The sequence below is a fragment of the Arthrobacter sp. AQ5-05 genome (assembly GCF_003287975.1).
Classification (GTDB): domain Bacteria; phylum Actinomycetota; class Actinomycetes; order Actinomycetales; family Micrococcaceae; genus Paeniglutamicibacter.
In genome coordinates, this window is sequence record NZ_QMKQ01000012.1 from 1 (window position 1) to 23,064 (window position 23,064).

Genomic DNA, 23,064 nt, shown 5'->3' on the forward strand with positions numbered 1-23,064 from the left:
TAAAAAAATCCCGGCAAATTGCCCCAGGAATCCACACGGGGGTGCGGACCCTGAAACCATTCACCAATAAAATAAATAAATTGGTATCAACAAATTTGGCACACTATTGAGTTCTCAAACAACAGACAGCTCCCGGTTCGGCATCCGTGCGATCAAACGATCTGTCGGTGTTTCTTCCGGGGTGATGTGTAATAATTTAATACATGTTCTTCGCGGTGTCAAATCGGCTTTTCGCTGATTTTCATTTGCGATAAACACATAATTTCTTTCAACGAATCAACGTTGTTAGAAGAATGTTTGTCATTCGCGGCCGGAAGCTTTTCGCTTGCCTTGGCCGCGGCGACTTAGAAAACAATACACAGGTTTCCCGGGCACGGCAAATCGTAGGTTCCTGCACCCAACAGCCATGGAATCCCCCGTAATCAAGAGGATTTTGAACGATTCCGCACCCAAATAACGAAAAACCGGGACGAGGTCGTTGCCGTGATCCACAGCACTCCCCTCGCCCCGGTTTATTGCCTTCAAAAAAACCCGGTAATACGTCGCCTAATTACGCGACTTCAACAACGGCCAGGTTCTTCTTGCCGCGGCGAACCAAGAGGTAGCGGCCGTGCAAGAGATCGTCCCGGCTAACCACCGAATCGATGTCCGAGTACTTCACGTTGTTGATGTATGCACCGCCCTCGCTGACCGTTCGACGTGCGGCCGACTTGGATTCCGAAAGTCCCGATGCCATCAAGACGGAGATGATGTCCAGTTCTTCACCGTCGACGGTGGTGCTGTTCAGCTCCTGGGTCGCCGCACGCAACGTGGCCTCGTCCATGTCGCGCAACTCGCCCTGTCCGAAGAGAGCAGCCGAAGCGGCAATGACCTTGTCGGTGGCTTCGACGCCGTGAACCAATGAGGTTATGAGGTAAGCCAGCTCCTTCTGTCCCTTGCGTGCGAACGGACGGTCGGTGACTTCCTGCTCCAGGGCCTCGATCTCCGCACGTGTCAGGAACGTGAAGATCTTCAAACGCGCAGCAACATCGGCGTCGGCGGTGTTGAGCCAGAACTGGTAGAAGGTGTACGGGCTGCACATCTCCGCATCCAGCCAGATGGCGTTGCCTTCGGACTTGCCGAACTTGGTGCCGTCGGAATTGGTGATCAACGGCGTGCCGTAGGCGTAGGCGCTCTTGCCTTCAACCTTCCGGATCAGGTCCGTACCGCTGGTGAGGTTGCCCCACTGGTCCGAGCCGCCGGTCTGCAGGGAGCAGCCGTAGAGCTGGTGCAGCTTGAGGTAGTCGTAGCCCTGCAGGACCTGGTAGCTGAACTCCGTGTAGCTGATTCCCTCGTCGGAGTTCAGACGCGCGGCAACTGTTTCCTTCTTGATCATGGTGCCCACGCGGAAGTACTTGCCGACCTCGCGCAGGAAGTCGATGGCGCTCAGCTGCGCGGTCCAATCCAGGTTGTTGACCATGCGCGCGGCGTTGTCGCCCTCGAAGGACAGGAAGCGGGCGACCTGCGCCTGCAGCTTGCCGACCCACTCGGCCACGGTTTCCTTGGTGTTCAACACCCGCTCGGCGGTCTGGCGCGGATCACCGATCAAGCCGGTGGAGCCGCCGACCAGGCCCAGGGGCTTGTGGCCGGCCAGCTGCAGGCGGCGCATGTTCAGCAGCTGGACCAGATTGCCCAGGTGCAGCGACGGTGCGGTGGGGTCGAAACCGCAGTAATAGGTAATGGACTCCTCGGAGAGTACCTTTTCCAGCTCGGCCTCATCGGTGGACACGTGGACCAGGCCACGCCACTTCAGCTCCTGCCAGATGTTGGCAAACGACGGATCATTACTTTGTCCCACCAGTGCGGGATTCTGCTCAATTTCAGACACCCTACTAAATTAGCAGTCTCCGCGCCGGATTACGCGTCCGTGTCTATGCCCGCCGGGATCGCGCCCTCGGCCAGGATCCGCAGCCGCTGGGTGGTTCGGGTCATGGCAACGTACAGGTCGCCGACGCTTCCTTCCACTTCGTCGATCAGTTCCTGCGGTTCGATCACGAGCACCACATCGAATTCCAGGCCCTTGGCCTCGCGTGCGCCAAGCACCACGATGTCCTGGCTCAGTCCGCCGGAGCCGGTCCCCACGCGGCGGCCGAACTGCCCAACCACCGCGGCGCGCACCTGCGCCAGGCGCGGTTCGGGCACGATGACTGCCAACAGGCCGCCATCGGCGATGGCCACCTCGCCGGGCAGCACCTCGTGCAGCTTGGCCAGCAGCTGGCCGGGTGCCAGCCGGTCGACCAGAGGCGGCCACTGGCCCTCGCGCACGGCCTTGGGCGTGGAGATCTTCAGCCCCGCGGCGTGTGCGACCCGGGTTGCGGCTTCGGCGATCTGCATGGGGGTGCGGTAGTTGACCGTCAGTTCCTCGAGCATGAAGCGCTCGGCCACGAACGGCTTCATGGCCTGCGCCCAGCTGTTGGCGCCGGAGGCCGAGGAAGTCTGGGCGATGTCCCCGACCACGGTGAAGGACTTCAGCGGGCAGCGGCGCATCAGCAGGCGCCACTGCATCGGGGAAAGCTCCTGGGCCTCGTCGACCACCACGTGCCCGTAAGCCCAGTTCCGGTCGGCCACCGCGCGCTCGGCTGCGGTTTGGCGTGCCTCGGTCTCCTGGTTCATGGCGGCCAGGTCCTCGGCATCCACCAGACCGTCGATGCCGGCGTTGAAGAGCATCTCGTTGACGTTGCGCAGGGTCGCCTCGGCGTTTTCCACGTCGCGCTTCAGTTGTGCCTCGACCCCGGCGTCTTTGTTGCCCACGGCCTTGAAATCGCCCAGCAGGTCCGCGGCCTCGTCCAGCAGCGGCACGTCGGACTCGGTCCACGGCGCCCCGGGCTCCCGGTGCAGTGCCGCCAGTTCCCCGGCGTTCAGCTGCGGCGCGGCCGCCGCGAGCAGGTGCTCCTTGGCGAAGAGTTCCTCAAGCAGCGACTGCGGGGTCAACGGCATCCAGCAGAGGTTCAGCGCGATGCGGACATCGCGCGATTCGCGCACTTCCTGGACCAGGTAGCTGCGGTCCACGGCGTTGCCGGTGCCCGAGGAGTCCTCGAGGACCTGCTGCAGCTGGTCGGCCAGCTCGCGCACCAGGGTCTTGGTGAAGATCTCGCGGGCCTCGTTGTGCGGCTTGCGGGAGGCACGTGCCTTCTCGCGCGCATGGCGCACCGCACCGCGGGTGAGCACCAGCCGGGTGCCCTCGACCACGACGCGGCGATCCTCGGCCAGCAGCCGCTGGCGGTTTGACACGGCCCTGGCCACGACCTTGGCCATGAAGGCCTTGCCCTTGATGCGGGCGGCTTCGCGGCTGTGCTCGGGCACGGCGTGGATCCCGGGATACAGCTCCCCCACCGAGGACATGACCACGCCGGTCTCGCCCAGGGAGGGCAGGACGCGTTCGATGTAGCGCATGAAGGAGTTCGAGGGTCCGACCAGCAGCACGCCGGCGCTCTTGAGCCGTTCGCGGTGTTCGTAGAGCAGGAAGGCGGCGCGGTGCAGCGCCACGGCGGTCTTGCCGGTGCCCGGTCCGCCCTGGACCACCAGGACACCGGCCAGCGGGGAGCGGATGATCCGGTCCTGCTCGGCCTGGATGGTGCCCACGATGTCGCCCATGCGCCCGGTGCGCTTCTGGGTCAGGGCGGCCATCAGCGCGCCCTCGCCCTGCAGGCTGCCGGTTTCACTGAAGAGATCGGTGTCCAAGACCTCGTCGTCGATGCCCAGCACGGTGCGCCCGCGCAGCATCAGGTGCCGGCGGCGGCGCACGCCCTGGCGGTGCAGGGCGGTGGCCTGGTAGAAGGCCGCGGCCTCGGGGGCACGCCAGTCGACCATCAGCCGGGTGAGGTCCTCGTCGGTCATCCCGATGCGCCCGATGTAGCGCGGGGATCCTGCTTCCTCCCCGGCCCGGTTGGCGTCGTCGTCCAGGTCCAGCCGGCCGAAGACCAGGCGGTCCTCCACGGCGTTGAGCTGGGCCAGGCGGTCCTCGTAGAGTGCGGCGAAGGAGTCACGTTCGGACACGTTCTGGATGGAGCCCTGCGGGCCGGTGCGGCGGGTGCGGGTCAGCTGCTCGACCTTCTCGGCGCGCAGCTCGTCAAGGCGGCTGTAGAGCATCGAAACGTAGTTGCGTTCGGCTTCGAGCTCCGGTTGAACGGTCGTGGACTCTGGCATTCAGCACTCCGATGAGGTAACGAAATCGTGGACAGACCAGTTTACGCTCTGCGGCGCCGGCCAATTGACCGGGCCGGGCGGGGCCGGCTAGACGAGCTGGAGGGAATGGACCTTCAGGCCGGCGAGCTTCTCGCGCCCGCCCAGGCTTTCCAACTCCAGGACCACTCCGACACCGGCGACCTTGGCGCCGACCTTTTCCAGCAACCTGGCCGCTGATCCGACGGTGCCGCCGGTGGCCAGCACGTCGTCGAGGATCAGCACCCGGGTGCCCGGGGCGACGTCGTCGCGGTGCAGTTCCAGGGTGCCGGTGCCGTATTCGAGCGTGTATTCATCCCTGTGCACCGGCCTGGGCAGCTTGCCCGCCTTGCGGATGGTGATCATTCCGGTGCCGGTGGCGTAGGCGGCGGCCGCGGCCATCACGAATCCGCGGGCCTCGAGCCCGGCAATGACGTCGAATTGGCCGGCGAAAGGCGCGATGACCTCATCGACGATCCGGCGCAGCCCGGCGGGGTCGGCAAACACCGGGGTCAGGTCCTTGAACGAGATACCCGCCGCGGGGTAGTCGGGGACGATGGCGCTCAGGCGGTCAAGGAGGTCGCTAATGCTTTCAGGCTCTGGAATCACCCATCAAGTCTAGTCCCTGCGGGCCCGGGTCTTTGGCCCTGCCGCCCGGCGGTAGGGCGAGACACTCGGTTCGCCCGGCAGCCAGAAGCGCCACGGGTACTCCTCGGTGCCCCCGGCCCCGGCAACCCCGGTGCGCGGGCCTGCCAGGAACGGGAGCGGGGAGCCTGACACGTTCTCCAGTCCCAGCTCCGGTCCCGGGGGCCCGGCCACGCCGTTGCGGAAGCTGGATGTGTTGTTGTCCAGGGTCAGGCCCAGGCCCTGGGCCAGTCGCGCCGGGCCGCTGAGCAGCCTGGAGTCGGATCCCTTGGGGTGCCCGCGCCGGGCCAGGACCGTTTCGAGGCCCGAGACGACCGCGGCGGCACGCAGCAGCACCGCAGAGGCGGTGCCTTCCGCCCCGCAGACCACGTTGGCGCAATGGTGCATCCCGTAGGTGAAGTAGACATAGGCGGTGCCCGGCGGGCCGAAGAGCCCGGCGTTGCGGGCGGTCCGTCCGCGGTAGGCGTGGGATCCGGGGTCCCCGGACCCGTCGTAGGCCTCGACCTCCGTCAGCCGCACCACCACGAGCTGCCCGCCGATGTAGCTCGAGACGCGTGCGCCGAGCAGGTGCGGGGCCAATTGCAGCGATGGCAGTGCCAGCAGCTCGTCCCTCGTGCCCGTCCCCACAGCGTTTTCCTCCCTGGAACTCCCGGTTGGTTGCTTCCTGGTTACTGGTTCTTGGCCTTCGGCTTCACGACCCAGGGGCCGAGCTCGGGAAGGTCGGTGCCGTCCGCGTCGGCGGTGGCCTGCACGGGTCCCAGCGGCGTGCGGCCGGCCAGCCATGCGGCCAGGTCGAAGGCCGTGCCACTGAGCACCGTGGCGTCGTCGCCGTTGCCCAGGGTGATGCGCTGGGCACCATGTGGCTGGAGGATGTAGCGACGGGATTCGGGCACCCGGGCCTCGAGCGCTTCGAAGAGGTGCGCGCAGAATTCCGGCTCCCAGTCGGCGACCGAATTCGACAGGGCCAAATCCGAGGTGTGGATGACCAGCTCGCGCCAGATCGCGTGGAAGAGGTCCTCCACGGTGCCGTTGCGGAACCCGGTGGCCAGGTGCCACTCCCCCGCGCTGATCCCGCGGATGCTGGTTTCCAGCCCGTCGAGGGACTCGGTGGTGCGGGCCACCAGAGCGTCGGGGCGCATCAACGCCGTCATCTCGATGGCGTCGTGGCGCGCATCCATTCCCCCGTCATACATCTCGAAGGGTTCCTCGGTGCCGGCGGTGTCCAGCTGGCGTGCCGCGGCGCGGGAAAAGCCGTCGATGTGGGCCACGACGTGGGCGCGGTCCCAGCCGGGCAGCGCGCTGGGTCCGGACGCGGCGGCATCGTCCACGGTGGCGATGATCTGGCGGGCTGTGGACAAGGCGGCGAGGATCCGGGTTGTCAGGTCCTGTTGCGTGAGCTCGGTCATACCCCCAGCCTATCTCGCAGGTGCCTGCGGAAACCACGCTGGCGGGGCCCACCCTCCGGTGGGCCCCGCCAGGGGATCGCGGATCGGGGTGCGTCAGCCGGCGTAGGCGCGCACCGAAACAAGTGCGTCCTTCAACGCCGCCAGTTGCGAGGCGACGGCCGAGGGCGCGGTGCCGCCCTGGGCGCTGCGCGAGGCCAGCGACCCTTCGGTGGACAGCACGCTGCGGACCTCGGGGGTCAGGTGCCCGGAGATCGAAGCGTATTCGGCATCGGACAGGTCCCAGAGCTCGACGCCCTTGGACTCGGCCAGCTTCACCGCGGCACCGGAAAGCTCATGGGCGTCGCGGAACGGAACCCCCTGGCGGACCAGCCACTCGGCGATGTCGGTGGCCAGGGCGAAGCCCAGCGGTGCCAGTTCGGCCATGCGCGGCGTGTTGAATTTCAGGGTCGCGATCATGCCGGAGACCGCCGGGAGCAGCAGCTCGAGGGTGTCGGTGGCGTCAAAGACCGGTTCCTTGTCTTCCTGCAGGTCGCGGTTGTAGGCCAGCGGCAGCGCCTTGAGCGTGGCCAGCAGGCCGGTCAGGTTGCCGATCAGGCGCCCGGCCTTGCCGCGGGCCAGCTCGGCGACGTCCGGGTTCTTTTTCTGCGGCATGATCGAGGAGCCGGTGGAGAAGGCGTCGTCGAGGGTGACGAAGGAGAATTCCTTGGTGGCCCAGAGGATGACCTCCTCCGAGATGCGCGAGAGGTTCACCCCGATCATGGCGGCGACCCAGGCGTATTCGGCGAACACGTCGCGTGCGGCGGTGCCGTCGATGGAGTTCCACGCCGCGGAGTCGAAGCCGAGCTCGGCGGCCACGGCGTTCGGGTCAAGGCCCAGCGAGGACCCGGCCAGGGCGCCGGAGCCGTAGGGGGAAACGGCGGCACGGGTGTCCCAGTCCGCCAGGCGCTGGACGTCGCGCAGCATCGCCCAGGCGTGGGCCAGCAGGTGGTGGGAGAGCAGGATCGGCTGTGCGTGCTGCAGGTGGGTGCGCCCGGGCATCGCGGCGTTGGGGTGTGCCTCGGCCTGTTCGATGAGTGCGTCGATGGTGGCCAGCACGCCGCGGGCGATGATGCGGGCGTGGTCGCGCAGGAACATGCGGCCCAGGGTCGCGATCTGGTCGTTGCGCGAGCGGCCGGCGCGCAGCTTGCCGCCCAGCGCGGTCCCGGCACGTTCGATCAGTCCGCGCTCGAGGGAACCGTGGACGTCCTCGTCGGAGTCGGAAGCGACGTAGGCACCCGAGACCACATCGGCCTCGAGGGTGTCCAGCGCCGCGATCATGCCGGCGAGTTCGGCGTCGTCAAGCAGCCCGGCGGTGTGCAGCACGCGGGCGTGGGCGCGGGAGCCCGCGATGTCGTAGCGGGCCAGGCGCCAGTCGAAGTGCGTGGACTTGCTCAGTGCCGCCAGCGCGTCGGCCGGGCCGCCGGCAAAGCGTCCGCCCCAGAGTGCACCTTCGTTTGTTGCCGATCCCATGTTCATCCTTCCGTGCGCCTTGTGTCGGCGCCGGGTCGCGAGGTGTCCAAATCCATTGCCCATCCTAATGCAGGGCCGTGCGCCGGCCCCGGATGAAACACCACTGATCTAATACTTATTCATAAGTCTACATAAGTATTCACAACCCGTTCTCACGGACCAATCCACCCCATGCCAGCCGGTACGATTTGGATATGACTGATTCGAGCGCCCCCGACTCCTTGAACGACGAAGAGATCGCGTTCCTGCACTCCATATTCGACCTGGCCCGCGAAGGCAGCACCGCGAAGCTGATGATCCTGCTTGACCAGGGAATTCCCGCCGACCTGACTGACCCCAAGGGCGACACGCTGATGATCCTGGCCGCCTACAACGGCCACAACGACATCGTTTCAGGCCTGCTCGAGCGCGGCGCGGACATCAACCGGCTCAACGACAAGGGCCAGGGCGCGCTGACCTGTGCGGTGTTCCGCAAGAACGAACCGCTCGCCCGGCTGTTGCTGTCCAAGGGCGCCGATCCGCGCCTCGGGGCGCAGAACGCGATCGCCGTTGCCAAGATGTTCGACCTGCCCGAGTTCGAGGCAGTGATCACGGAGTACCTGTAGGCCTCCTCCGCCGCCGCGGCCCGCACCGCGGGCACTATACGGCCACGGGTTGCAGCTGGACAGTGGGCCTGCGCGCATCGGCATGCAACCGTGACCGGCCCGCCGCCGCCCCCGGCCCAACCCCTGTCACACAAGCCCCCCAGGGCCCGGCTTTCGGCACCCTTTTCGGCTTTGCGCTAGTCACACCTGAGAATCCCCTGTGTGACCCTCCCCAAGGGCAGGGCTGACGCGTATCGTGGTGCTTATCAGGTGTATTGGATCACTGACAGGAGCGAACAAATGCATATCGACATCGTGCGAGGGGACATCACCGAACAAAAGGTCGATGCGATCGTCAATGCTGCAAATCCCTCCCTGCTTGGTGGCGGTGGCGTTGACGATGCCATTCGCGCGGCGGCGGGCCCGGCCCTGCTGGCCGAATGCCGGAAGCTCAGGGCCACGACCCACCCGGACGGGCTGGCCTCCGGGCTCGCCCTGGCCACTGGCGCCGGCAATCTTCCCGCGCGTTGGGTCATCCACACCCCGGGGCCCAACCGCCATGTGGGGCAGACGAACCCCAAGACGCTGGACAAGTGCTTCACCAATTCCCTATACGTCGCCTCGCGACTGGGAGCCACCAGCATTGCATTTCCGGCCATCGGCGCCGGGGCCTACGGCTGGGCCCCGGAAGACGTCGCCTCGATCGCCGCCCACGCCATCCGCGCGTGGTTTGAGCTGTACGTGCACTCGACATCGATCCACCGGGTCGTGCTGGTTGCGTACAACGACGAGGTCGAAGCCGCCTTCCGCAAGGCCTTTGACACACCGCGCACCGAGAGCCAGCTCGTCCACGGGCTGTAGGGCTCCACGGCGCACCGACCGGGAGTGCATGGCTCCTTGAGGGGCTGCCCGCGCGTCGCGCGGGCAGCCCCCAGGCATTTCGTGGGCGTCGGGTCCATTCACCATTCGCGGGCCGGCGCATTCCGATGCCTGGTCCTACCGGGAATCGGTGCTGCTCGCGTCCGTTCCCCCGGCCCCGGTCCCCAAGGCATTGATGTAGCCGGTCGCCGGCCCCAGCCCGTCCACGACCAGCTCGAAGACAATCTCCCGTCCTTCCCTGCGCCTGCGGGCCAGGCCGGCCTCCACGAGGATCCTCAGGTGCTTGGCCACGGCCTGCCTGCTGATCCCCAGCGGCGCACTCAATCGGGACGCACTGGCCGCCTTCTCTCCTAGTCGCGCAAGCACCTGCCGCCGGGTCTCATCCGACAACGCCGCAAAGATCAGCTGAGTCGAGTCGGTGCCCGGCAGCCCATTCATTTACCGCTCAAATAACGTTGCGCCGCGAGCATCTCGGCATTCCAGCCCCGGGTGTTGGCGCTGATGACACGGGCATGTTCGTCCTGGTCGAAGGCGCCGAATCCACTCTCCATGACCCGGAGCCTCACCGCACCGGAGTTGGTGCTTTCCACCCAGAACTCAACGAGCGTGTTGGGGACCGGATCGTCCCATTCGTCCCCGCCCAGCGAACGGAAGGCCGCGTAGCGCGGAGCCTCGAGGGTGACCGTCTCGAATTCGAATTGGCCGTAGATGGCGTCATTGACGGTGGAGAATGCGCCGTTGGTCTCGATGCGGTGGGGCGTGATCGCCCCGCCGTTGATGAACCAGCCAGGTTCGCTGACCAGCGCCCAGACGGATTCCGCGGTGGCGGTGATGTCGATGGTTGCCTCGATGGCATCCTGTCGTTCGGTGTCCATGTGTTTCCCCTCAAGATGCAAAGCCCTTGTGCAACAAAATGGTTGCACAAGGGCCTACGTTGCACAAGGGCCTACGGACCGGTGGCAGCCCTGGATTCGACGGCCTGCCATCCATTGGAAGGATCCGGGCCGACGGCACCTGAAGCCAGGATGCCGGTGGACCCGATGATGATGCCGACCAGGATCACCAGCAGCACCAGGGCAAGCAGGATCGACCCGAGCACCGCTGCTCTCTTGCGTGGTTCCATGCTTGCCTCCTGGAGCCCGGAAGCCGGCGTGCCGGCTACTGCGGGTCGGCCAGTGCCAGGAACCGGGCGGCAACCTCTGCGCCGCCGTCGACCTCGCGGGTCACCAGCATGACGGTGTCGTCCCCGGCAATGCAGCCCAGGACCTGCGGCATCGTGGAGTGGTCGATGGACAGGGCCAGGAAATTTGCGGCCCCCGGCGGGGTGCGCAGCACCACGATGTTCCCCGAGGCCTCGGCGGTGATCAGCAGTTCAGCGCATTGCTTGGCGAGCTTGGCGTCATGGATTTCCTGGCTGACCCCTGCCTGCGGGCTGCGGTCACCACCCTCCTGGCGCACCGCATAGACCAGCCCGCCGTCGACCCCGCGCACACGCACCGCGCCAAGTTCCACCAGGTCCCGGGACAGCGTGGCCTGGGTGACGGCCATTCCGTCCTCGGCCAGCAGGGCCACGAGCTCGGCCTGCGAACGGACGGTTTGGGTGGACAGGATCGAGCTCACCCGCGCCTGGCGGGCAATCTTCGTTGTTGGCTGGAACGATGCGGGGGTGCTCATCGGCCGGTGTCCACTCCGGCGACGTCTGCCAGGCCCGACTTGGCCAGCAGCCAGGCCATGATGGCCTTCTGCGCGTGGACGCGGTTCTCGGCCTCGTCAAAGACGACCGACTGCGGGCCGTCAATGACGTCGGCGGAGATCTCGTAGCCGCGGTAGGCCGGCAGGCAGTGCAGCACCACGGCGTCCGGATCCGCGTGGGCCATGGCCGCAGCATCCACGGCATAGTCGCGGAACAGCTCCATGCGCTGGGCCTTCTCGTCTTCCTGTCCCATGGAGACCCAGGTGTCGGTGGCCACCACGTCGGCGCCGGCCAGGGCGGCGGCGGCATCGGTGGTCACCAGCACCGACCCTCCGGTTTCGGCGGCGCGGGCCTCGGCCGCGGCGACGATCTCCGCGGCCGGCAGGTAACCCTCGGGTCCGGCAATGCGCACGTGCATGCCCGCCGTGACCCCGGCCAGCAGGTAGGAGTTGGCCATGTTGTTGGCCGAGTCCCCCAGGTAGGCCATGGACAGCCCGGCCAGCGCGCCCTTGTGCTCTCGCACGGTGAGCAGGTCGGCCAGCAGCTGGCACGGGTGGTAGTCGTCGGACAGGGCGTTGATGACCGGGACGTGTGAGTTCTGCGCCATTTCCTCCAGGCCGGCCTGGGCGTAGGTGCGCCACACGATGGTGGAGACCATGCGCTCGAGGACCTTGGCCGAATCGGAGATCGATTCCTTGTGGCCCAGCTGCGATTCGGCGGAGTTGATGATCAGCGGGGAACCGCCGAGCTCGGCGATGCCGGCGGCGAAGGAGACGCGGGTGCGGGTGGAGGTCTTGTCGAAAAAGACCGCCACGGTCTGCGGGCCGGCGTACGGCTTGTATCCGTACTTGTCTTTCTTCATGGCCACGGCAAGGTCAAGGACCTCCCCCTGCTCGGCCTGGGTCAGGTCCAGGTCGGTCAGGAAATGGCGAACGGTGTTGGTCATGGTCGCGGGTCCTATTCCTTGGTGGCGGCAACGGCGGCGGCGTAAAGCGCCGGCAGTGCCGCAACGAATGTGTCGAGTTGCTCGGTGGTGATGATCAGCGGGGGTGCCAGGCGCAGCGTGTTGGGGCCCGGGGCGTTGATGATGAATCCGGCATCCAGTGCCGCGGTCACCACGGCCGGTGCGACCGCCGTTTCCAGGTCCAGCCCGATGAGCAGGCCGCGGCCGCGGACGGCGGTGACGAAGTCCAGCGCGGCAAGCTTGGAGCGCAGCTGGGCCCCCACGGACTTCACCTGGGCCAGGAGGTCCTGGGTTTCGATGACGTGCAGGGTCGCCAGCGCCGCGGCGGTGGCCACGGGGTTGCCCCCGAAGGTGGTCCCGTGCTGCCCGGGGGCCAGCAGGCCGGTGGCCTGCGTGCCGAAGACGATCATGGCCCCGATGGGGAAGCCGCCGCCCAGGCCCTTGGCCAGGGTCATGGCGTCGGGCGTGACCCCGGCGGAGGCGAACCATTCCCCGGTGCGGCCGATGCCCGTCTGGACCTCGTCGAAGACCAGCAGTGCGCCGGCCTCCGCGGTGATCGTCCGTGCCGCCTGCAGGTAGCCGGGGGCGAATTCGATGACGCCGGCCTCGCCCTGGATGGGCTCGATGAACACCGCTGCGGTGGTCTCATCCACCGCCGCGCGCAGCGCCTCGATATCTCCGGCCGGGATCCATTCCACGCCCCCGGGCAGCGGTTCGAACGGTTCGCGGTAGGCCTGCTTCCAGGTCAGTGCGAGTGCTCCCATGGTGCGGCCGTGGAAGGCTTGCTCCAGGGCAATGATCTTGGAGCGGGGCGCCTGCCGGGTGCCGGCGTTGCGGCGGGCGAGCTTGAACGCCGCCTCGTTGGCCTCGGTTCCGGAGTTGGTGAAAAAGACCTTGGAACCGGCCGGTGCCTGGCTGATTTCCAGCAGTTTTTCGGCCAGGGCGATCTGCGTGGGGCTGGTGAAGAAGTTGGAGATGTGTCCCAGCGTTGCCAGCTGGGAGGAGATCACCGAGGTGACCAGCGGGTGGGCGTGGCCCAGGGCGTTCACGGCGATCCCGGAGAGCAGGTCGAGGTATTCCTTGCCGTCCGCGTCCCACACGTGGCAGCCGGCCCCGCGCACCAGCACCCGCTGCGGGGTGCCGAAGACACCGAGCAGCGAGTGGTTGTAGCGGGCCAGCAATTCGCTGCCGGCCAGGGCGTTCAGGTCGCCGGTTTCCTGTTCAATGATCTCGTTCATGCCTTGTCCTTGGGAATGACTTGGGTTCCGACGCCGGCGGAGGTGAAGACCTCCAGCAGCATGGAGTGCGGTTGGCGGCCATCGACGATGTGGGCCTGGCCCACGCCCCCGTCCACGGCCTTGAGGCAGGCTGCCATCTTGGGGATCATGCCCGATTCCAGCGAGGGCATCAGGGCGCGCAGCGTCTCGGTGTCCAGCGAGGAGATCAGCGATGACTTGTCGGGCCAGGCGGCGTAGAGCCCCTCGACGTCGGTGAGGATCACCAGCTTGGAGGCGCCCAGTGCGCTTGCCAGCGCCGCGGCGGCGGTGTCGGCGTTGACGTTGAGCACCTGCCCGGTGGGGTTGTCCTTGTCGTCGACCTCCGGGGCCACGGTGGAGACGACCGGGATCTTGCCGGCGGCCAGCAGGTCCAGGATCTGGTCGGGCTTGACACCGGTCACTTCGCCGACGAGTCCGAGGTCCACGTGCTGGCCGGCGATGTAGGTCCCGGTCCGCACGGCGCGCAGCAGGGCGCCGTCCTCGCCGGAGAGCCCCACCGCGTAGGGGCCGTGCGAGTTGATCAATCCGATCAGTTCGCGCTGCACCTGCCCGGTGAGCACCATGCGCACCACGTCCATGGCTTCGGGGGTGGTGACGCGCAGCCCGCCCTTGAACTCGGATTCGATGCCCAGGCGGCTGAGCATGGAATTGATCTGCGGGCCTCCCCCGTGCACGACCACGGGGTTGATGCCCACATGGCGCAGGAAGACGATGTCCTCGGCGAAGGCGCGGCGCAATTCCTCGTTGACCATGGCGTTGCCGCCGTACTTGATCACCATGGTGGTGCCGGCGAAACGCTGGATCCAGGGAAGCGCCTCGATCAGGGCCTCGGCCTTGCGTTGGGCCACGTCCATGGCCGTGGGTGTTTTCTCAGACATGCTCTTGGGTGATCCTCACTGGAACGTTTGGGTCGAAGGGGCGAAAAGCGCCATCTAGCTGCTGTAGGCGGAGTTCTCGTGGACGTAGTCGTGGGTCAGGTCGTTGGTCCACAGGCTGGCCTCGGCCGTCCCGGCGTTCAGGTCGATTTCCACGAGCACCTGGCGGCCGCTGAGGTCCACCAGGTTCCTGTCGTCGCCCACCCCGCCGTTGCGGCAGACCTGCACGCCGTTGATGGACACGTTCAGCTCGTCGGGCTCGAAGGCCGCCTGGGTGGTCCCGACCGCGGAGAGCACCCGTCCCCAATTGGGGTCCTGGCCGAAGATCGCGGTCTTGAACAGGTTGGAGCGCGCCACGGTGCGCGAGACCTCCACGGCCTCGTCCTCGGTGGCCGCGTTGAAGGTGCGGATGGTGATCTCGTGGGCCGCGCCCTCGGCGTCGGAGATCAGCGTCTTGGCCAGCTCCACGCAGGTTGCCCCAAGTCCGGCGGAGAACTCCGCGAGGTCGGGGACGGTGCCGGAAGCGCCGGAAGACATCAGGATGACGGTGTCGTTGGTGGACATGCAGCCGTCTGAATCGGCGCGGTCGAAGCTCACCCGGGTGGCCTCGCGCAGCGCGGCGTCCAGCTGGGAGGGATCCAGCACGGCGTCGGTGGTGATGACCACGAGCATGGTGGCCAGCCCGGGGGCGAGCATGCCAGCGCCCTTGGCCATGGCACCGATCGAGTAGCCTGTGCCGGTGAATCCGGCCTGCTTGGACACGGTGTCGGTGGTCATGATGGCGGTGGCTGCGACGGAGCCGCCGTCGAACTCGTTGCCGGTGCCCAGTGCGGCGGCCGCGGCGTCGACGCCGGGCAGGATCTTGTCCATCGGCAGCTGCTCGCCGATCAGCCCGGTGGAGCACACCAGCACGTCACCGCTGGAAACGCCCAACACCGTGGCGACATGCTCGGCGGTGGCGTGGGTGTTGGCGAAGCCCTCGGGGCCGGTGCAGGCGTTGGCGCCGCCGGAGTTCAGCACCACGGCGTCGGCGCGTCCGTCGGTGATGACCTGGCGGGACCAGTGCACCGGGGCGGCTGCCACGCGGTTGGAGGTGAACACGGCCGCGGCGTCGAAGCGCGGGCCGTTGTTGCGCACCAGGGCCAGGTCCGGGTTTCCCGAGGCCTTGAGCCCGGCGGTGATGCCCGAGGCATCGAAGCCTGCCGGGGTGGTGATTCCCATCGGTGCGGTGCTCACGGTGCTACTCCTTCAAATGCCAGGCCGGCGGTTTCGTTCAGGCCCAGGGCGATGTTCATGGATTGGACGGCGCCGCCGGCGGTGCCCTTGGTCAGGTTGTCGATGACGGTGGAGACGATCACGCGGCCCGCGTGCGGGTCGAAGGCCAACTGGATCTGGGCGTGGTTCGAGCCCATGACCGAGGAGGTCGCGGGCCATTGGCCCTCGGGCAGCACGTGCACGAACGGTTCGTCGGCGTAGGCTGCCACCCAGGCGGCGCGCAGCGTTGCCTCGTCCACGCCGGGCTTGACCTTCGCGGTGGCGGTGGTGAGGATGCCGCGGGGCATCGGGGCCAGGGTCGGGGTGAAGGAGACCGTCACCGGGACCCCTGCCGCATTGGACAGGCCCTGTTCCATTTCCGGGGTGTGGCGGTGGGACCCGCCCACGCCGTAGGGGTTCATCGATCCCATGACCTCGGCGCCGATGAGGTTGACCTTGGCGCTCTTGCCGGCGCCGGAGGTTCCGGAGGCGGAGACCACCACGACGTCGTCGGGCTCGAGCAGGTCCGCGGCGAAGCCCGGCACGAGGGCCAGTTGGACCGAGGTCGGGTAGCAGCCTGGCACCGCGATGCGCTTGGCGCCCACGAGCTTGGCGCGGGCCCCGGGCAGCTCGGGCAGTCCGTAGGGCCAGGTTCCGGCGTGTGCCGAACCGTAGAACTTTTCCCAGGCCTCGGGCGATTCGAGGCGGTGGTCCGCTCCGGCGTCGATGACCAGGGTCTCGGCCGGGAGCTGGGAGGCGATTTCGGCGCTGTGCCCGTGCGGCAGGGCCAGGAACACGACGTCGTGTCCGCTCAGTTGCTCGACGGTGGTTTCCACCAGGATGCGGTCGGCCAGGGAATGCAGGTGCGGGGCGAGTTCGCCCAGTCGCTGCCCGGCATTCGAGTGGGCGGTAATGGCCCCGATGGTTACGTCCGGGTGATTGGACAGCAAGCGCAAGACCTCGCCGCCGGCATACCCACTGGCTCCGGATACAGCTACTGAAATCGTCATGAACCAACCCTACTACGCATTTATGCATGATTGCTAATAAATATTCACAATGGGGTGTCCCATCACGCAACATCCCCGCCACCTGGCCTGGAGGTTACGAGGTCGAACGCTAGGGTTGTGTCAAAACCAAGAGCTGACCAAGGAGTTGCGCACGTGAGTCCCCATGCAATTATCGCCCGCCAGGCCGGCGGGCCCGAAGTATTCGACTATGTTTCCTCGGAAACCCCCTCTCCGCATGCCGGGCAGCTGCTGGTAAAGGTCGCCGCCGTGGGCGTGAACTTCATCGAAACCTACCAGCGCTCGGGGGTCTACAAGGTCAAGTACCCCTTCATCCCGGGCAGCGAATACGCGGGCATTGTCGAGGCCGTCGGGGACGGCGTCACCGGCTTCGCCGTCGGCGACCGGGTGGCCACCACCGAGGGGTCCAAGGCGTACGCCAACTACACCCTGCTGGATGCCGAGAAGGCGTTGCCGGTTCCCGCAAACGTCGCGCTGGATGTCGCCGGCGCGCTTCCCCTGCAGGGCATCACCGCCCACTACCTCGTGAATTCCAGCTACGACGTGCAGCCCGGGGACACCGTGCTGACCTATGCCGGGGCCGGCGGGGTGGGCCTGCTGCTGATCCAGCTGCTCAAACTGCGCGGGGCCACCGTCATCACCACCACCTCGACCCCGGAAAAGGCGGCATTGGCGCGCGGCGCAGGTGCCGACCATGTCTTGGGCTACGACGAGGTCCCTTCACGCGTCCGCGAAATCACCGGGGGTCGCGGCGTGGATGTCGTGTACGACGGCATCGGCAAGGACACCTTCGACGGGTCCCTCGAGTCCCTGAAAATACGCGGCACCCTGGTGCTCTTTGGCGGGGCGTCGGGCCAGGTCCCGCCCTTTGACCTGCAACGCCTGAATGCACACGGCTCACTCACCGTGACCCGACCCAAGATCGGCGACTTCCTGCTCGACGCCGAGGAGCGCCGCTGGCGCTCGGGAGAGATCTTCGGCCTGGTCGCCGACGGCAAGCTCAATGTCAGGATCGGCGCCCGCTTCCCGCTGGCCGAGGCCGGTGCCGCGCACACGGCCCTCGAATCCCGCGCCACCACCGGCAAGGTCATCCTGGTTCCGTAACCGCAAACCAGCACTTGCCGCACGCCGTCGGGCCACGTACGGCGTACGGCGTACGGCGCTAAGGAAACCACATCGGCAGACTTTCCCATGGGCAAACTGCCACTCCAAGTCGGATGCCAAGGACCTGAAGAAAGAGGCAGTCGTCCGGGACCTGCTGCGCCCCGTTACCCATGAAGGACCTGTCCCAAGGTCGGCCGATGGTAGCGGAGTTGACCGGGCGGGGAGCTATTGGCGCGGTGGTCGAACGGAATCGACTGAGACATTCGGCGCCTAAGCGCCCGGGGCGACCTGCCGCCCTGGGACCCGGATGCGAAAGCGGCTAACGCAAGGCACGAAGATACCTCCGGCGAACGATGCCCTGCACGATCAGGAGCAAGGGGAACAGTGCCCGCCAAGGCTGCTGCGGTGCAGCACGAGTGAGGGATCGCACCGTGAGGCGCACTTCGTCTCCGTGCCGGCTGACCATGAACGCTTCCTCGCCACTGACCGGGTGCCCGGGCAGGGTGCGGTAGGAGAATCCGACCCGATCAGGCTCATCCACGACGGCCACCACCTCCACCGGCTCAATGATGCCAACGCCGAATAGGCGCGCCGTGACTTCCACGCGGTCGCCCGCTCTCACCGTAGCGGAGGAGCCCACAGTGAAGCCGCTGGCCGTCTTGACTCCCCAGCGCAACACCTCCGCAATGGACCGTTCCCACACCTGGTCCCCGGTCCCAATGACCGACGAGGCTTCCGAGCGACGGTACTTCCCATCACTCGGTGGCCAAAGCCCAAGATCCGGATTCGTCATGCGCCATCCTCTTCGTGGTGCCCGCGGGCACCGACCGGATGCCCCTGGAACATTCTTACTACAGTCCGCTGCCGTGCGGAATCGGCGTCGCCTGCAGAGCCGTCCCCCGCCACCCTGCGGTGCGCATCCCGTGCCGACCATTCATCCGCATCTCCCGCCCGCGGTCCATGAACGCAAGAAATCAAGGCCATGCATTCAAGAAAAACGCTTCAACCGAATATTTTGTGTTAACCTCTTGACTGCAATCGATATGTGACGCAAGCTTCATTGCATGACCGACGCCCCACGCGCCAAACCCGGACGAGCAAACCCTGGTTCCCAATCAGCCCTGCGCAAGCTCAACGAGCAGCGCATCCTGGACACCCTGGCCTCCCACGGAACACTGACCCAGGCAGGCTTGGCGCGCGTCACCGGGCTGTCCACCGCAACGGTCTCAAACATCGTCAAGACCCTGGCCGCGCAGAACCGCGTGGAAACAGCCACCGTCACCAGCTCGGGCCGCCGGGCCCTGGGCGTGAGCCTCCTGGACGTGGCGGACGTGGCCGCCGGCATCGACTTCGGGCGCAGCCACGTACGCGTGGTCCTGGCCCGGCCCGGATTCCGCCTGCTCGACGAATCCTCCGCCGCGCTGCCCATCGGGCACCGGGTTGAGGACAGCATCGCCATTGCCGCCCGGATGCTCACCGAGGCCTGCGAGCGCACCGGCACCAACCCCCGGCAGCTGCTGGGTGCCGGGATCGGGGTTCCCGGGCCCATCGACCACCGGACCAATCGGGTGATCCATGGAGCCATACTGCCCGACTGGGTGGGCATCGACATCGCAGGACAGCTGCGCGGCGCACTGGGGATCCCCGTCATCATTGACAACGACTCGAACCTTGGGGCGCTGGCCCAGGTCACCTGGGGCGAGCACCAGGCCTGCGCCAACCTGTGCTTCCTGAAGATCGGCAGCGGGATCGGCTCGGGCCTGATCCTGAACGGGTCGCTGTACTACGGGCATCTGGGGATCACCGGCGAGATCGGGCATTCGACCATTTTCGACCAGGGCCTGATCTGCCGCTGCGGCAACCGGGGCTGCCTGGAAACCGTGGCCTCGACCTACACCATGACCGAAATGCTCGGCCACGCCGAGGGCCGGACAATCACGGTGGACGACATCATCAAGCGCGCCCTGGCCGGCGACTCGGCCACGCTGCGGGTCATCGACGACGCGGGGGTCGCCGTCGGGCACGCGCTGGCGAACGTTGCGAACCTGATCAATCCCGAGGCCATGGTCATCGGCGGACCGCTGGCGCCCCTGGGCGAGCTGCTCCTGGACCCCATCCGCCGTGGCCTGAACCGCCACGCAATTCCGGTGGTCGGCGAAAACACGTCCCTGCACATGTCCATGCTCGGCGACCGCGCCGAGGCACTCGGCGCGGTCGCGCTGGTGCTTCGCCAGGGCGCGACAGGGCATTCCCCAGACCCGCGGAAGGCAACAAGTCGGTGAAGATTGCGTTCAGTAGTTGACGCCAAGGTGTGATGCGGGTAACCATTAGGTAGCACTGAGACACTTTTAGACAATTTCACACATTTTCAAACAACTCTTGGAGGCAGACATGCGCCGTAGTCTTACATTGATTGCAGCGGCCGCGACATTGGGACTCACTCTCGCTGGGTGTGGCGGCTCCGGACAGGCCCCCGCCGACTCGGCGGCACCGGCCAGCGAGGCCACCGGCGAGGTCGGCGTGTTCACCTGGTGGGCCGACGGCTCCGAAAAGGCCGGGCTTGACGCCCTGGTTGACGTCTTCAAGGCCGATTACCCCGGCCTGACCTTCGACAACCTCGCGGTTGCCGGCGGCGCCGGATCCCAGGCCAAGAGCGTGCTTGCCGCACAGCTCAAGGCCGGAACCCCGCCGGATTCTTTCCAGGCACACGCCGGTGCCGAGTTGCAGGACTACATCGACGCCGACCAGCTCGAGGACCTCACCGGCTTCTACGCCGAGAACAAGCTCACCGACCAGTTCCCCAAGGACCTGGTCGACAGGCTCACCGTTGACGGCAAGATCTACTCGGTCCCTTCCAACATCCACCGCTCCAACGTGGTGTGGGCCAACGTCGAGGTGTTGAAGAAGGCAGGGGTCGACCCGAACAAGCCGGCAGACAGCCTCGAGGGCTGGTTCGCCGACATGGACAAGATCAAGGCCAGCGGCAAGACCCCGCTGGCGGTTGCCGGCACCTGGACCCAGACCCAGCTGTTCGAAAACGTCCTGCTCTCTTCCCTGGGCGTCGACGGCTACAACGGGCTGTGGGACGGGCAGACCGATTGGAAGGGCGCGGACGTCACCAAGGCCATCGAGGCCTACAAGAAGACGCTGAGCTACACCAACTCCGACCGCGACTCCCTCAGCGACTGGGCCCCGGCCACGCAGCTGGTCGAGGACGGGGCTGCCGCCTACAACCTCATGGGCGACTGGGCCGAGGCCAAGTTCGCTCAGGACGGCAAGAAGGCCGGCTCCGACTACTCCTACTTCCCGATGCCGGGAACCGCGGGGGTCTTCAACTTCCTCGCAGACTCCTTCACTCTGCCGGTGGGCGCGCCCAACCCGGCCGGTGCCAAGGCCTGGCTGAGCACCATCGGCTCGGCCGAGGGCCAGACGGCATTCAACAAGGTCAAGGGATCGATCCCGGCGAACACCACCGCCAAGACCGATGACTTCTCCGACTACCAGAAGAGCGCCATCAAGGACTTCTCCCAGGACAAGATCGTTTCTTCCCTTGCCCACGGCGCTGCGGTTCCGGTGGCCTGGCTCAACGAGCTGAGCACCGCGGTCAGCAAGTTCGGCGGCGACGGCAACGTCGCGGCCCTTCAGGACGCGGCGGCAGCCACTGCCGAGAAGTTCGCCAAGTAACAACACCACCATGGATGTGGGGGCGGTCGCAGCCGATCCGGCAGCAACCGCCCCCGTCTCCATGCGGCGCCCATTTCCCCAGGGAGGAAACCATGCTTAGGCGCGTAAAACATTGGGGACCGGGACTCTTGCTCCTGGCACCCACCATCATCCTGGTTGGCGTGTTCGTCTACTGGCTGATCATCGAAAACTTCCGGGTCAGCCTGACCAACCAGCACACGGCCAAGCCCAGCAACAAGTACGTCGGCTTCGAGAACTACACCAACCTGCTGGCCGACCCAAACTTCCAGCACTCCTTGTGGAACCTGCTGATCCTGACCATCGTCTTCCTGGGCGGAACGCTGATCTTCGGCTTCCTCTGGGCCTGGATGCTGGACAAGCCCGCCAAGGGCGAGGGCTTCTTCCGCGCCGTGTACCTCTTCCCCATGTCGGTCTCCTTCATCGCCTCCGGCGTGGTGTGGCGCTGGCTGCTCTCTTCCCTGCAGACCGACCAGCCCGGCGGCGAGCGCACCACCGGCCTGAACCGGCTGCTCGACTCCGTGGGACTGGGCTTCATGCAGAACGACTGGTGGTCCAACCCCACCTGGGGCATCGCCGCCATCGCGGTCCCGGCGATCTGGCAGCTTTCCGGCTACGTCATGGCCCTGTTCCTGGCCGGATTCCGCGGCATCCCCGAGGAACTGCGCGAGGCCGCGCGCATTGACGGCTGCAGCGAGTGGAAGCTGTACCGCCACGTGATCTTCCCGCAGCTGAACCCCGTGATGCTCTCGGCAGTGATCATCATCGGCCACATGTCGCTGAAGCTCTTCGACCTCATCCGCGCCATCGTCCCGGATGCCAACACCTACGACGTCCAGGTCCCGGCGACCATGATGTGGGTCAAATACATCGGCAGCGACTACGCCGACGCCGCGGCCATCGGCATGATCCTGTTGGTGCTGGTCGCCCTCGTGGTGGTCCCCTACCTCATGTACACCTCGCGAGCGGAGAAGCGCTAATGGCCACCTCGATCCTTGACCGCACCGCGGCCCCGGCCGCCAAGACGGCCCTGGGCGCCCCGAACCCGGGCCGCCGCCGGATCAACCGCACCCTGAAGTACGCGCTGCTGATGCTCTTCGTGGTGATCGTGCTGATCCCCGCCTACGTCCTGTTCATCACCAGCTTCAAGGGCAGCGCCGACGCCGACCCCTCGCGGGCCTGGTTCCTGCCGACCACCTGGGAAACCGGCGGCTGGGCCAAGGCCTGGACCACGCTGGCCCCGGCCCTGGGGCGCACCTTCGCCCTGGTGGTCCCCGCGGCCATCATTTCCGCCACGCTGGGCTCGATCAACGGCTATGTGCTGTCCAAGTGGCGGTTCCCCGGCGCCAACGTGGTGTTCACGCTGATCCTCTTTGGCATGTTCATCCCCTACCAGGCGGTCATGATCCCGCTGACCCAGCTGATGAGCAACCTCGGGGTGCCCCAGGGCGTTCCGTCGCTGATGCTGTTGCACATCGTCTACGGGCTGCCGATCTGTACGCTGATCTTCCGCAACTACTACGAGTCGGTGCCCTCCGAACTCATCGAGGCCGCCCGCATGGACGGAGCCGGGATCCTGCGCACCTACGCCTCGGTGATCTTCCCGATCTCCGCCCCGGGCTTCGTGGTCGTGCTCATCTGGCAGTTTACCTCCGCCTGGAACGACTACCTGTTCGCCGCGTTCTTCTCCTCGGGACGCAACGGGCCGGTGACCATCGCGCTGAGCTTCCTGGCAGGCGGCCAGCTCACCGACTACGGGGCCTCCATGGCCGGCGCACTGATCGCCTCGGTGCCCACGCTTCTCGTCTACATCCTGCTGGGCAAGTACTTCGTCGGCGGGCTGATGAGCGGTTCGGTCAAGGGCTGAGACCCGCCGCCATTCGATATCCTGCGTGGGTGCGTTCGCCGTTGGGGCGGGCGCACCCACGTTTTTTGTGTCCGGCG

Annotated in this window: 23 protein-coding genes; 7 read left to right on the top strand and 16 right to left on the bottom strand. The window is 66.6% G+C overall.

The genetic code is table 11. The features are described 5' to 3' along the window. Positions 1 to 550: 550 nt before the first annotated feature. The 6 genes from tyrS to argH all read right to left on the bottom strand — a co-directional run bounded on the left by tyrS (position 551) and on the right by argH (position 7,760). Positions 551 to 1,867, bottom strand: coding sequence for a tyrosine--tRNA ligase (tyrS, locus tag DQ353_RS11635; RefSeq protein WP_181578354.1), 1,317 nt, complete (start codon positions 1,865 to 1,867; stop codon positions 551 to 553). 29 nt (positions 1,868 to 1,896) lie between these two features. Further along, on the bottom strand, positions 1,897 to 4,185 hold the full coding sequence (locus tag DQ353_RS11640; RefSeq protein WP_113762921.1) for a HelD family protein: 2,289 nt from the start codon (positions 4,183 to 4,185) through the stop codon (positions 1,897 to 1,899). Positions 4,186 to 4,272: 87 nt separating this feature from the next. Beyond that, positions 4,273 to 4,809, bottom strand: a complete 537-nt coding sequence (locus DQ353_RS11645) for an adenine phosphoribosyltransferase (RefSeq protein WP_113762922.1) — start codon at positions 4,807 to 4,809, stop codon at positions 4,273 to 4,275. A 9-nt stretch (positions 4,810 to 4,818) separates the two neighbouring features. Next, on the bottom strand, positions 4,819 to 5,472 hold the full coding sequence (locus tag DQ353_RS11650) for a DNA-3-methyladenine glycosylase (RefSeq protein WP_286166779.1): 654 nt from the start codon (positions 5,470 to 5,472) through the stop codon (positions 4,819 to 4,821). A 41-nt stretch (positions 5,473 to 5,513) separates the two neighbouring features. Beyond that, positions 5,514 to 6,251, bottom strand: coding sequence for a maleylpyruvate isomerase family mycothiol-dependent enzyme (locus DQ353_RS11655; protein WP_113762924.1), 738 nt, complete (start codon positions 6,249 to 6,251; stop codon positions 5,514 to 5,516). 93 nt (positions 6,252 to 6,344) lie between these two features. Continuing rightward, the gene (gene argH, locus DQ353_RS11660) at positions 6,345 to 7,760 is read right to left on the bottom strand and encodes an argininosuccinate lyase (RefSeq protein ID WP_113763030.1); all 1,416 of its coding nucleotides are present in this window, start codon (positions 7,758 to 7,760) and stop codon (positions 6,345 to 6,347) included. Positions 7,761 to 7,954: 194 nt separating this feature from the next. On the opposite strand from argH, the gene DQ353_RS11665 reads away from it, so the two are divergent. Both DQ353_RS11665 and DQ353_RS11670 read left to right on the top strand, forming a co-directional pair. After that, positions 7,955 to 8,365, top strand: a complete 411-nt coding sequence (locus DQ353_RS11665) for an ankyrin repeat domain-containing protein (protein WP_113762925.1) — start codon at positions 7,955 to 7,957, stop codon at positions 8,363 to 8,365. Between the two features lie 279 nt (positions 8,366 to 8,644). Next, positions 8,645 to 9,205, top strand: a complete 561-nt coding sequence (locus DQ353_RS11670) for an O-acetyl-ADP-ribose deacetylase (protein ID WP_113762926.1) — start codon at positions 8,645 to 8,647, stop codon at positions 9,203 to 9,205. Between the two features lie 135 nt (positions 9,206 to 9,340). Here DQ353_RS11670 and DQ353_RS11675 read toward each other — a convergent pair whose 3' ends face one another. The 9 genes from DQ353_RS11675 to argC all read right to left on the bottom strand — a co-directional run bounded on the left by DQ353_RS11675 (position 9,341) and on the right by argC (position 16,296). Continuing rightward, positions 9,341 to 9,661 (bottom strand): ArsR/SmtB family transcription factor, encoded by a 321-nt coding sequence (locus DQ353_RS11675; RefSeq protein ID WP_113762927.1) that lies wholly within the window; start codon positions 9,659 to 9,661, stop codon positions 9,341 to 9,343. Then, complete coding sequence (locus DQ353_RS11680; RefSeq protein WP_113762928.1) at positions 9,658 to 10,098, bottom strand: SRPBCC family protein; 441 nt, start codon at positions 10,096 to 10,098, stop codon at positions 9,658 to 9,660. The genes DQ353_RS11675 and DQ353_RS11680 overlap by 4 nt, the downstream gene beginning before the upstream one ends. 71 nt (positions 10,099 to 10,169) lie before the next feature. After that, positions 10,170 to 10,346, bottom strand: coding sequence for a hypothetical protein (locus DQ353_RS21670; protein ID WP_181578355.1), 177 nt, complete (start codon positions 10,344 to 10,346; stop codon positions 10,170 to 10,172). Positions 10,347 to 10,381: 35 nt separating this feature from the next. Next, positions 10,382 to 10,897: an arginine repressor gene (locus DQ353_RS11685; RefSeq protein WP_113762929.1), complete on the bottom strand. Its 516-nt coding sequence runs from the start codon at positions 10,895 to 10,897 to the stop codon at positions 10,382 to 10,384. Continuing rightward, complete coding sequence (gene argF / locus DQ353_RS11690) at positions 10,894 to 11,862, bottom strand: ornithine carbamoyltransferase (RefSeq protein ID WP_113762930.1); 969 nt, start codon at positions 11,860 to 11,862, stop codon at positions 10,894 to 10,896. The genes DQ353_RS11685 and argF overlap by 4 nt, the downstream gene beginning before the upstream one ends. 11 nt (positions 11,863 to 11,873) lie before the next feature. Beyond that, positions 11,874 to 13,118: an acetylornithine transaminase gene (locus DQ353_RS11695; protein WP_113762931.1), complete on the bottom strand. Its 1,245-nt coding sequence runs from the start codon at positions 13,116 to 13,118 to the stop codon at positions 11,874 to 11,876. Next, positions 13,115 to 14,035 (bottom strand): acetylglutamate kinase, encoded by a 921-nt coding sequence (gene argB / locus DQ353_RS11700; protein WP_113762932.1) that lies wholly within the window; start codon positions 14,033 to 14,035, stop codon positions 13,115 to 13,117. Before argB ends, DQ353_RS11695 begins: the two co-directional genes overlap by 4 nt. Positions 14,036 to 14,089: 54 nt before the next feature. Next, entirely contained in the window at positions 14,090 to 15,253 is a 1,164-nt protein-coding gene (gene argJ / locus DQ353_RS11705; protein ID WP_113763031.1) for a bifunctional glutamate N-acetyltransferase/amino-acid acetyltransferase ArgJ, read from the bottom strand. Positions 15,254 to 15,264: 11 nt separating this feature from the next. Then, positions 15,265 to 16,296, bottom strand: coding sequence for an N-acetyl-gamma-glutamyl-phosphate reductase (gene argC / locus DQ353_RS11710; protein WP_113762933.1), 1,032 nt, complete (start codon positions 16,294 to 16,296; stop codon positions 15,265 to 15,267). 153 nt (positions 16,297 to 16,449) lie between these two features. On the opposite strand from argC, the gene DQ353_RS11715 reads away from it, so the two are divergent. Then, complete coding sequence (locus DQ353_RS11715; RefSeq protein ID WP_113762934.1) at positions 16,450 to 17,418, top strand: quinone oxidoreductase family protein; 969 nt, start codon at positions 16,450 to 16,452, stop codon at positions 17,416 to 17,418. Between the two features lie 319 nt (positions 17,419 to 17,737). Here the strand turns inward: DQ353_RS11715 and DQ353_RS11720 are convergent, their stop codons facing one another. Beyond that, on the bottom strand, positions 17,738 to 18,211 hold the full coding sequence (locus DQ353_RS11720; protein WP_113762935.1) for a DUF1990 domain-containing protein: 474 nt from the start codon (positions 18,209 to 18,211) through the stop codon (positions 17,738 to 17,740). Between the two features lie 271 nt (positions 18,212 to 18,482). On the opposite strand from DQ353_RS11720, the gene DQ353_RS11725 reads away from it, so the two are divergent. The 4 genes from DQ353_RS11725 (at position 18,483) to DQ353_RS11740 (ending at position 22,987) form a co-directional block, all read left to right on the top strand. Further along, the gene (locus DQ353_RS11725) at positions 18,483 to 19,700 is read left to right on the top strand and encodes an ROK family transcriptional regulator (RefSeq protein WP_113762936.1); all 1,218 of its coding nucleotides are present in this window, start codon (positions 18,483 to 18,485) and stop codon (positions 19,698 to 19,700) included. 109 nt (positions 19,701 to 19,809) lie between these two features. Further along, entirely contained in the window at positions 19,810 to 21,102 is a 1,293-nt protein-coding gene (locus DQ353_RS11730; RefSeq protein WP_113762937.1) for an ABC transporter substrate-binding protein, read from the top strand. 92 nt (positions 21,103 to 21,194) lie between these two features. Continuing rightward, positions 21,195 to 22,100: a carbohydrate ABC transporter permease gene (locus tag DQ353_RS11735; protein WP_113762938.1), complete on the top strand. Its 906-nt coding sequence runs from the start codon at positions 21,195 to 21,197 to the stop codon at positions 22,098 to 22,100. Continuing rightward, a complete protein-coding gene (locus DQ353_RS11740) occupies positions 22,100 to 22,987 on the top strand; it encodes a carbohydrate ABC transporter permease (RefSeq protein WP_113762939.1) in 888 nt (295 codons plus the stop codon). The genes DQ353_RS11735 and DQ353_RS11740 overlap by 1 nt, the downstream gene beginning before the upstream one ends. The last annotated feature ends 77 nt before the right edge of the window (positions 22,988 to 23,064 follow it).

What these genes read in the sequence shown, in the direction of transcription:
- argF (WP_113762930.1), bottom strand. Translation starts at nt 11,862, where the DNA reads ATGACCAACACCGTTCGCCATTTCCTGACCGACCTGGACCTGACCCAG.
- DQ353_RS11685 (WP_113762929.1), bottom strand. Translation starts at nt 10,897, where the DNA reads ATGAGCACCCCCGCATCGTTCCAGCCAACAACGAAGATTGCCCGCCAG.
- DQ353_RS11680 (WP_113762928.1), bottom strand. Translation starts at nt 10,098, where the DNA reads ATGGACACCGAACGACAGGATGCCATCGAGGCAACCATCGACATCACC.
- DQ353_RS11655 (WP_113762924.1), bottom strand. Translation starts at nt 6,251, where the DNA reads ATGACCGAGCTCACGCAACAGGACCTGACAACCCGGATCCTCGCCGCC.
- DQ353_RS11720 (WP_113762935.1), bottom strand. Translation starts at nt 18,211, where the DNA reads ATGACGAATCCGGATCTTGGGCTTTGGCCACCGAGTGATGGGAAGTAC.
- argJ (WP_113763031.1), bottom strand. Translation starts at nt 15,253, where the DNA reads ATGGGAATCACCACCCCGGCAGGCTTCGATGCCTCGGGCATCACCGCC.
- DQ353_RS11740 (WP_113762939.1), top strand. Translation starts at nt 22,100, where the DNA reads ATGGCCACCTCGATCCTTGACCGCACCGCGGCCCCGGCCGCCAAGACG.
- DQ353_RS11670 (WP_113762926.1), top strand. Translation starts at nt 8,645, where the DNA reads ATGCATATCGACATCGTGCGAGGGGACATCACCGAACAAAAGGTCGAT.
- argC (WP_113762933.1), bottom strand. Translation starts at nt 16,296, where the DNA reads ATGACGATTTCAGTAGCTGTATCCGGAGCCAGTGGGTATGCCGGCGGC.
- DQ353_RS11665 (WP_113762925.1), top strand. Translation starts at nt 7,955, where the DNA reads ATGACTGATTCGAGCGCCCCCGACTCCTTGAACGACGAAGAGATCGCG.
- DQ353_RS11640 (WP_113762921.1), bottom strand. Translation starts at nt 4,185, where the DNA reads ATGCCAGAGTCCACGACCGTTCAACCGGAGCTCGAAGCCGAACGCAAC.
- DQ353_RS11695 (WP_113762931.1), bottom strand. Translation starts at nt 13,118, where the DNA reads ATGAACGAGATCATTGAACAGGAAACCGGCGACCTGAACGCCCTGGCC.
- argH (WP_113763030.1), bottom strand. Translation starts at nt 7,760, where the DNA reads ATGGGATCGGCAACAAACGAAGGTGCACTCTGGGGCGGACGCTTTGCC.
- argB (WP_113762932.1), bottom strand. Translation starts at nt 14,035, where the DNA reads ATGTCTGAGAAAACACCCACGGCCATGGACGTGGCCCAACGCAAGGCC.
- DQ353_RS11725 (WP_113762936.1), top strand. Translation starts at nt 18,483, where the DNA reads ATGACCGACGCCCCACGCGCCAAACCCGGACGAGCAAACCCTGGTTCC.
- DQ353_RS11675 (WP_113762927.1), bottom strand. Translation starts at nt 9,661, where the DNA reads ATGAATGGGCTGCCGGGCACCGACTCGACTCAGCTGATCTTTGCGGCG.
- DQ353_RS11730 (WP_113762937.1), top strand. Translation starts at nt 19,810, where the DNA reads ATGCGCCGTAGTCTTACATTGATTGCAGCGGCCGCGACATTGGGACTC.
- DQ353_RS21670 (WP_181578355.1), bottom strand. Translation starts at nt 10,346, where the DNA reads ATGGAACCACGCAAGAGAGCAGCGGTGCTCGGGTCGATCCTGCTTGCC.
- DQ353_RS11735 (WP_113762938.1), top strand. Translation starts at nt 21,195, where the DNA reads ATGCTTAGGCGCGTAAAACATTGGGGACCGGGACTCTTGCTCCTGGCA.